At 73.9% G+C, this 7,238-nt stretch carries 10 protein-coding genes and 1 pseudogene; 9 read left to right on the top strand and 2 right to left on the bottom strand.

Going from position 1 to position 7,238, the window contains the following annotated elements; all coding sequences use genetic code 11:
- Positions 1–98 precede the first annotated feature (98 nt).
- Positions 99–890: a GntR family transcriptional regulator gene (locus IE244_RS41310; protein ID WP_191878730.1), complete on the bottom strand. Its 792-nt coding sequence runs from the start codon at positions 888–890 to the stop codon at positions 99–101.
- Between the two features lie 327 nt (positions 891–1,217).
- Between IE244_RS41310 and IE244_RS42950 the strand changes: the two genes are divergently transcribed.
- The 9 genes from IE244_RS42950 to IE244_RS42940 all read left to right on the top strand — a co-directional run bounded on the left by IE244_RS42950 (position 1,218) and on the right by IE244_RS42940 (position 6,707).
- Positions 1,218–1,343, top strand: a complete 126-nt coding sequence (locus tag IE244_RS42950; protein ID WP_268252941.1) for a hypothetical protein — start codon at positions 1,218–1,220, stop codon at positions 1,341–1,343.
- Entirely contained in the window at positions 1,340–1,732 is a 393-nt protein-coding gene (locus IE244_RS41305; protein ID WP_229854902.1) for a WhiB family transcriptional regulator, read from the top strand. The genes IE244_RS42950 and IE244_RS41305 overlap by 4 nt, the downstream gene beginning before the upstream one ends.
- Positions 1,729–2,436: a hypothetical protein gene (locus IE244_RS41300; RefSeq protein ID WP_191878729.1), complete on the top strand. Its 708-nt coding sequence runs from the start codon at positions 1,729–1,731 to the stop codon at positions 2,434–2,436. The genes IE244_RS41305 and IE244_RS41300 overlap by 4 nt, the downstream gene beginning before the upstream one ends.
- A complete protein-coding gene (locus tag IE244_RS41295) occupies positions 2,436–2,894 on the top strand; it encodes a hypothetical protein (protein WP_191878728.1) in 459 nt (152 codons plus the stop codon). Before IE244_RS41300 ends, IE244_RS41295 begins: the two co-directional genes overlap by 1 nt.
- Positions 2,891–4,009, top strand: coding sequence for a hypothetical protein (locus tag IE244_RS41290; RefSeq protein ID WP_191878727.1), 1,119 nt, complete (start codon positions 2,891–2,893; stop codon positions 4,007–4,009). The genes IE244_RS41295 and IE244_RS41290 overlap by 4 nt, the downstream gene beginning before the upstream one ends.
- A 209-nt stretch (positions 4,010–4,218) precedes the next feature.
- Positions 4,219–4,410 carry a hypothetical protein gene (locus IE244_RS41285; protein WP_191878726.1) on the top strand — a complete coding sequence of 64 codons (192 nt, stop codon included), beginning with the start codon at positions 4,219–4,221 and terminating at the stop codon, positions 4,408–4,410.
- On the top strand, positions 4,407–4,541 hold the full coding sequence (locus IE244_RS42945) for a hypothetical protein (RefSeq protein WP_268252940.1): 135 nt from the start codon (positions 4,407–4,409) through the stop codon (positions 4,539–4,541). Before IE244_RS41285 ends, IE244_RS42945 begins: the two co-directional genes overlap by 4 nt.
- A complete protein-coding gene (locus IE244_RS41280; protein WP_191878725.1) occupies positions 4,538–4,693 on the top strand; it encodes a hypothetical protein in 156 nt (51 codons plus the stop codon). The genes IE244_RS42945 and IE244_RS41280 overlap by 4 nt, the downstream gene beginning before the upstream one ends.
- 472 nt (positions 4,694–5,165) lie before the next feature.
- On the top strand, positions 5,166–6,707 hold the full coding sequence (locus IE244_RS42940) for a DUF2637 domain-containing protein (protein WP_191878724.1): 1,542 nt from the start codon (positions 5,166–5,168) through the stop codon (positions 6,705–6,707).
- Positions 6,708–6,767: 60 nt separating this feature from the next.
- Here the strand turns inward: IE244_RS42940 and IE244_RS41270 are convergent.
- A pseudogene (locus IE244_RS41270) lies at positions 6,768–7,238 on the bottom strand (hypothetical protein); the annotation flags it as partial.

Here is a 7,238-nt window from a genome sequence, read left to right as displayed (position 1 = left end):
GCCCGGTCGGACCGTCGAGCCCCGCCGATGGCGGGGCTCGTTGCGTTGTGGGGCCATGCTCCCCTACCGGCCCGCGAACGGGCCGATAAGGGCATGTATTACTCCGGCGAAATGGGCTCTACAGGCCAGCTTGCGCTTTTATCGCGGCGCAGCTGAGTCACGAGCTCGACACGGTCAGCCGGAATTACTCGCACCGTGACTTCGAGAATGCTTCCGTCACGTGCGGATTTTCCGACAATGACGGTTTCAAGAACCGGCATTTCTTCGGAGATTTCGAGCAGCTGCGCTTCCTCGCGGATAGGCATGCGAGCGCGGGCGTACTCGGTCCAAGAAAGCGGGCCGTGTCCGGCCTCTTCGATGCGGTCGAGATATCCGCCGGGTCCGGTGGATGCTTCGGCGATTTGCGGCGCATCTCGGACAGCCGTCGCGCTCAGCCATGTGTCGACCAGCTGGAACGGCGGCTCCCCCGCCGGTGACATGACGCGCCGCCGCCGCAAGGTAGCGATGCCAGCCTCGATGCCCAGCAGCTCCGCAACGCGGGCCGGGGCCGGGGCGTACTCGCGGTAGGGCCGACCGTGAGCCTCCCACGGCTCATCTGGGCGAGAGGCCGCCGGGAAGACGTAGCTGCGGCGCGGGTCGCGGGTGACCAGTTGGCCCCGCGCGATCCGGCGGCGCTCGATTCGCCAGTCCAGCACCACGATGCCCTTCCGCTTGATGGGCCGTACGAGGCCCTCACGCTCCAGCAGGGCCAGGGCCGCTGACACGACGCCCCGCCCTACGCCATACGTGGCCGTCAGCTCCTCGTATCGAGGAAGCGTTCCCCCGACGGCGTACTCACCGCTATGGATCCGTTGCCGCAGGTCATCGGCTACTTCCTCGTATCGCGCCACACTGCTCTCCTCTCCGGCATCTGAGTACCGGTACTGAACTTCATGAATGAACAGTACCGGTACTGTTGACACTCGCGCTAGGTGTTGGTCACCATATGTGTACCGGTACTGCTCCACCGTATCCGGGAGCCCCGCCCTGCAAAAACGCAGGTGCCCGGCCGGTGTCGTAAGCACCGGCCGGGCGGCGGCCGAGGGGTTGCAGCCCCGCGGTCGCTGTCGGGTGGTCCGCTTTGAGAGGACGCCGACGTGGTGATGGTGACAGAGGTATTACGCAGGTGGCGGGTGCAGCACGGTGCGTGCCGCGCCGTGGTGCGGACGCGGACGGTTATGCCGTCCGCGTTCTGCACCACGGCGCTGACCGTGCCGGCCCAGGCGGCGCCGGAGGCGTTGGGTCTGGGTGGGGATGAGCTGCGGGTGCGTGCGAGCCTGCGGGCGCTCGGAGTAGAGCTGTGAGCCCGGTGCGCGGGGTGCCCCCGCTGCCCGGGGTCCGTCCGGCGGACTGGCTCGACCGGCTGTGGGAGCACGCGGACCTGGCCCCCGCTCCGGCGGTGCGCCGGGAGCCGTCGGGCGGTCCGGCCTGCACGGCCGTCGACCCGGAGCTGTTCTTCCCGGAGCCGTGGGAGTTGACCCCGGTGGAGCGGGAGGCGTCGGCGGCGGAGCGGGAGGCGCTGGCGGTGTGCGCCAGGTGCCCGGTGCAGTCCTGGTGCCTGGCCCGTGACCTGGAACAGTCCTCCACCCCGTCGAAGATCCTCGGCGTCCGTGGGGGCTTGCGTCAGTCGGAGCGGCGGGCGCTGTACGTCCGGCTGTTCGGCCGGCGGCCGCAGAACGGGGCGTCGAAGTGAGCGCCACGACTGCGGCCAGCAAGGCCGCCCGCTCGAAGAAGCGCAGGCAGAAGCAGAGCAACAGCGCGGCCCCGGCTCCGGCCGCGGTGGCGCAGCCCTCCCGGTGGGGGTGGCTCCGCGGTGGTGGTGCTGCTCCGGCCGGGAAGGCCGTCCGCTCGAAGCAGCGGAAGAAGAAGCGCACCAAGGGCGGCGCGGCCGCGGTGCAGGTGGCGGTCCAGGAGTCCCGCTGGCGGTGGCTGGCCTACAACGGCGGCGCGGCCGCGGTCGGGCACTGCCTGCTCTGGGGGGTGTCCGGTGACTCGATGGCCGGGGCCACGGTGATGGCGGACATCAATCTGTCGCTGGTGCTGGTCGCCACGTTCACGCTCACGTGCTCCGCCGCGTACGCGGCGTGGAAGGCCGGCGGACTGCTGCGGGGCCTCCCCGGCCTGCTGGGGCTGGCGGCCCGCCCGGCCGCTGCGCTCGGCGCCGCGTTCTGGGGCCAGGGGACCGGCCCCATGATCACGGAGTTCATGGCGTGGTCGGCGCCGTGGTCGGCCCTGTTGGCGCCGCTCGCCGTGGCCGGGGCGGTCGGCTCCGTGTGCTGGCTCTACCTGGAGCGGCACGCCTCCCGCTGGACGCCCCCGCTGCGGTGGGCCGCCCGGATCCCGCTCGCCACCGTCACCCTTTCCTCTCTTCTCTACGCCCCGGGAGCCCTGCTGTGATGACCACGACTCAGATCATTGCCACGGACGTGGTCCTGGCCGCCGGGCCCGTGTTCGGGTCGGTCGGGATCTCCGGTCTGGCCCTGGCGAGCGGGCTGCTGCTGTTTTTGGGCGTGCGGGGCTCGGACCGGATGAAGCTCGACCGCGACAAGGCGGGCGGGTGGGGCATCGCTTTTGGCACGCTGGCCGTGGCGGCCGGTGAGCTGTGGGGCGACGTGGTCAGGGGCATCTCGGAGGTGCCCACGTCCGTGATCCAGGGCTCTGGCCTGGGGAGCATCGGCCTTGGCGGCGTCGCCCTGGCCCTGTCGATCCTGACGTTCTTCCCGAAGTGGAAGAAGACGTTGTGGCCCGCGCTGCTGGGCATCTCGGCCGGGGTCATCTACGGGCAGGCCGGCGGAATCTGGGCGATCGGCGTGGGCCTGGTCTTGAAGTTCGCGCACATCCTGGGCGCGATGTGAGTACCGGGGCGCAGGTCAGGGAGATCGTCCGGCCGGGGACCGCGTTCACCGCCCTGTGGTCCGGGTCGGTCGTGCTGGCGGGCATGGTCTGCCGGTGCGGCGGGCGGGTGCTCGGGTGGGCCTGGGACGTGGCGAGCGTCGATGCTGACGCCACTGCGGCCGTGCAGGCCAAGGCCGACAAGGCGGCCCGAGCGAAGGCGGCCAAAGCGAGGGCCAAGGCGCGCAAGGCGGCCAAGGCCGACCAGGACGACGACGCCGAGGACGGCGACGACGACCAGGAGCAGGACGACGACGCCGAGGCGGAGGTGACGGCGCGTCCGGTCAAGCCGGTCCGCCGCCCGGTGCTCGAATCCCTGGGGCTGGCCGCGTTTGGGGGCCTGCTGGCCTCCGGCGCGGCCGGCACCGCCGGAACCCTGCTGTGGCCGTACGTGCAGCAGCTCGGCCCGTACCAGGGCGTCCTGGCCACGGCCGGTGGCCTGGGGTGGGCGGTGGCGGCGTGGATGCTCGCTCCCGCCCCGGCCGAGGCCGAGGACGACGACCAGGAGCCGGACGCCGAGGCGCAGCAGCCCGAGGCCGAGGACGCCGAAGCCGGGGAAGCGGCGCCGGACCGGGGTACGGCCCTGCTGCTGCACGTGGTCGGGGCGCTGGCCGAGGCCGAGGCGGCCGGGCGGGTGGGGCTGCACCTGGACGTGGTGCTGACCTCCGCCATCAAGGCCGGGCTGCTGGCCGAGGGCATGGAGCAGGGGGAGTTCCGGACCTGGGTGGAACGCGCCGGCCTCCCCGTGGCCGACAAGGTCGGCTACCGGATCGGCGGCAAGCCGGTGACCCGGGTGGGGCTGCGAATCGACGCGGCGACGGCGGCCCTGGGGATGTCCCCGGCGGCCCTGCTCGCGGCCCGCTCCCAGGCCCCCGTCACGGCCCCGGGGGAGACCCCCGCAGCGGCCGCCGCGGCCCCCGCCCGGGTGCCCGCTCAGGTGGTCGGGGAGAGGCCCGCCGAGGTGCCCGTCGGCACCCCCGCACCGGCCGTCCTGCGGCTGATTCCCGGGGGGTTGCTGGACCCCGATTCCGCCCCTTCCCCGGCCCTCTCCCAGGGGCAGGCCCAGGGGGCCCGTTAGACCGGCCTATCGGCCCCGTGACCTGCGGTTCTATCGGCCGCCTTACGGGGCCTGACAGGGGGCCTGACGCCCTTCCCTGACACCCCAGACGCCGACCCCCGAGAGGGGTCGGGAGCACCACAAACAAGACACCCCGAGGCGGCCGACTTTCTTGGCAGTTGGGCGGCCGCCCCGGGGCTTCCATCCCTCACGAGAGACGGAGCCACATCATGGCATTCCGCAAGACGATCTCCCAGAGCGAGCTGGCCGAAGGCCTGAGCGACGCCGACCGCCAGCAGCACGGCCGGACCTACTCCGCCCAGACCGGCGGGTGGACCGAGACGACGACCGACAAGCCGACCGCCGGCACGGGCAGCACCGACCAGGACGTCTCCGGCGCCCGGAAGTGGTGGACCCGATGAGCCGCCACACGGCGCCGGTCTGCCACGGGCGCCAGATGAAGCTGGACACCAAGGCGCGGCAGTACACCTGCCGCAAGTGCGGCGGCTGGACCACTCGTCTGCTGGCCCTCGTGGTGGGGGGTGCCCAGTGAGCGCCGAGATGCAGGCTGCGGCGGCGCAGGCCGCCACTCAGGCCGAGGCCGCCCGGATCGCCGCCGAGGCGGCCGCCGAAGCCGCCCGTTCCGCGTCGGAGGCGGCCGCCGCCCTCGCCGCGAACATCGCGGCCCACCTGTCCGGCAACTGACCGACCGGCACCGGCCGCGGAAGCGCACCCCTGTACGGGCGAGCCACCGCGGCCGGCTCCATCCGGCGGGCCGGGAGTTCCCTCCCGGCCCGCCGCCCATGACCTTGCTTCGGAGGTATCGGTGACCACGCACCACACGCTGCACGACCTGACCCGGCCGCCCGTCCCGCTCGCTCCGGTTGTACCGGACACCGCTCCGGTTGGGCGGGCCGGTGCTCCGGCTCCGCACCCGGCGGGGGAGGATGCCGGGATGGAAACGACGCTGACGCACGGCCAGACGACCGGCCAGGGGGAGGCCGTGGCCCCAGCCGCTCCGGCCACGGCCGGGGCCGCTCCGGGGCCACGGCCGCCCGCTCCGGTCCGGCCGGAGGGCACTCCGGCTGCGCCCCGTCTGGGCGGCCAGGGTCGGCCGGGGGTGCCCGGTCAGGGGGTGTCCACGGCCGGGGCCACCGCTTCCGTGGACCCAGCCACGGTGGCCACCCCCCAGGCCGGATCCGCCGTGCCCCGCAGGATCGCGCGGCTGCTCGCGGTGGCCGCCTTGGCGGGCATGATCCCGGTCACGATCATCGGGTTCGCCGCGTCGTACTCGACGCTGGCCGCGATGGCCGAAGCGGCCGGGTTCGCCCCGTGGCTGGCCCCCTGGATCCCGGTCGGCATCGACGGCGCCATCATCGGGTTCCTGGCCCTGGACCTGTACCTGACGGGCCGCCGTATCCCCTGGCCGCTGCTGCGATTCGGCGCCCACGCCATGACCGCGGCCACCGTGATCATCAACGCGTCCGCAGGCACCGTCCTGAAGACCGCAGCCGAGGACACGGTGGTGGCCGGCCCGGTCCGCATGCTGTGGCACGCCCTGATGCCGGTCCTGTTCGTCGTCGGAGTGGAAGGTGCCCGCCGGCTGATCGTGCACGCCGCGCAGCTGGAGGACGGCACGGCCAGCGACCGGGTCCCGCTGCACCGGTGGGTGCTCTCCCCGGTCCGCACGGCCCGCCTGTACCGGCGGATGCGGCTCGCCGTGGTGCGCAGCTACCCGGAGATGGTCGAGCGGGAGCAGGCGCTGGAGGGCTACCGGGTGTGGCTGACCCAGGAGCTGGACGGGGACCTGTCGCAGGCGTCGGAGGTACAGCTGCTCCCGATGACGATGGCGCCCCGCGGCTACACCGTGGAGCAGGCGTTGGCGCTCCCGGCGAAGTGGAGGGCCGAGGCGGAGGAGCGGAAGCGCGCCGAGGCGGAGCGCAAGCGTGCGGAGGCGGAGCGGGTCCGCTTGCAGAAGAAGGCGGACCGGCTGGCCGCGCTGGATGACGATGCCGACATCACGGTGGCCGAGCACGAGAGGGCGACGCGGACGGGCAGGGCGGCGGCGGAGGCGGAGGCGGCCCGCGCGGAGGCGGAGGCGGCGGCGGCGGCCGCGAAGGCGGTGGCGGAGCACCGGCGTACGGCGGCGGAGCGGCTGGCCGAGGCGGAGGCAGAGGCGCTGGAGTCGGAGCGGGCGGCGGCCGCGCGCCGGAAGGCGGCCGAGGACATCGCGGCGGCGGAGCGCGCCGACGCGGAGGCGGAGAAGCAGTGCGCGGAGGCCGCCCGCGCGACGGCGGAGGTGGAGCGCCAGACCGCGTCCGCCGCTCGGGAGCGCGCGGCGGCCAAGCGGGCCGATGCCGACAAGGCGGCTGCGGAGTCGGAGCGCGCGGAGTCGGAGCGGGCGGCGGCTGCGGCCCGGTACGAGGCATCCATGATCGAGGCGCGGGCCCAGCAGGCCGAGGACTACGCCCGGCTGAGTACGCGTGAGCGCTCCGAGCGGCTCGTTGCCCGCATGCTGCTGGTCGCCGGGGTCACCCCGCAGACGGCGGAGAGGCAGATTGATGCGGTCCCGCTCAGCACCGTGATGGAAGCGCTCGGCGTGAAGCAGTCCGCAGCGAGTGACATCCGTAAGGCGGCGGCTGTCTTGCTGGAGGCCGGCTACCGGCCGAACGCTCTGGAGACCGCGCTGGACGCTGCCTGGGATGGCTCCCAGTCCTGATCCGGCACATGGCGGCGGGCGGCACCTGGCCCTGGGTGCCGCCCGCCGTTGTCTACCGGGTCAGGACCGCCAGCCCCACCGCCGTTTGCGCGGCTCGGAGTGCTCCGGGACCGGTTCGGCCTGGGTCTGGCCGGGGACGGCCGGCCCCTGCGGCCGGGGGGTGAGTGCGGCCCGTTCCGGGGCCGGGGTCAGGGCGGCCACCGCCCGCTGCAAGTCGGCGATCCGCTCGCCCCGCTCCGCCAGCTGCACCCGCAGGTGCTCGGCCTCGGCCTCGGCCAGCTTCTGCCCGTACTCGGCGTGGGCCAGGGCCAGGGCGTGCTCCGCCCGGATCCGCTCCAGCTCGGCCCGCAGGGCGGCCGCATCCGGGCCGCCACCGTCGGAGGGAGCGGCGGGGCCGGCCGGGGCCTCGGCGGCGGGGTCCTCCGCGGGTGAGGGGGCGTTGAGGCGGAAGCCGGCGGCCAGCAGGGCGTCCACCGGGATCATCCACCCCCGGCGGGGGTCTTCCGCACAACCGGGCAGGTCACCGGCCTC

The sequence above is a fragment of the Streptomyces filipinensis genome (assembly GCF_014649495.1).
GTDB classification, from domain to species: Bacteria; Actinomycetota; Actinomycetes; order Streptomycetales; family Streptomycetaceae; genus Streptomyces; species Streptomyces filipinensis.
The sequence above is the reverse complement of the archived record's forward strand: the minus strand, read 5'-3'. Positions and strand labels throughout refer to the sequence as shown.

What these genes read in the sequence shown, in the direction of transcription:
- IE244_RS41285 (WP_191878726.1), top strand. Translation starts at nt 4,219, where the DNA reads ATGGCATTCCGCAAGACGATCTCCCAGAGCGAGCTGGCCGAAGGCCTG.
- IE244_RS42950 (WP_268252941.1), top strand. Translation starts at nt 1,218, where the DNA reads ATGCCGTCCGCGTTCTGCACCACGGCGCTGACCGTGCCGGCCCAGGCG.
- IE244_RS42945 (WP_268252940.1), top strand. Translation starts at nt 4,407, where the DNA reads ATGAGCCGCCACACGGCGCCGGTCTGCCACGGGCGCCAGATGAAGCTG.
- IE244_RS41295 (WP_191878728.1), top strand. Translation starts at nt 2,436, where the DNA reads ATGACCACGACTCAGATCATTGCCACGGACGTGGTCCTGGCCGCCGGG.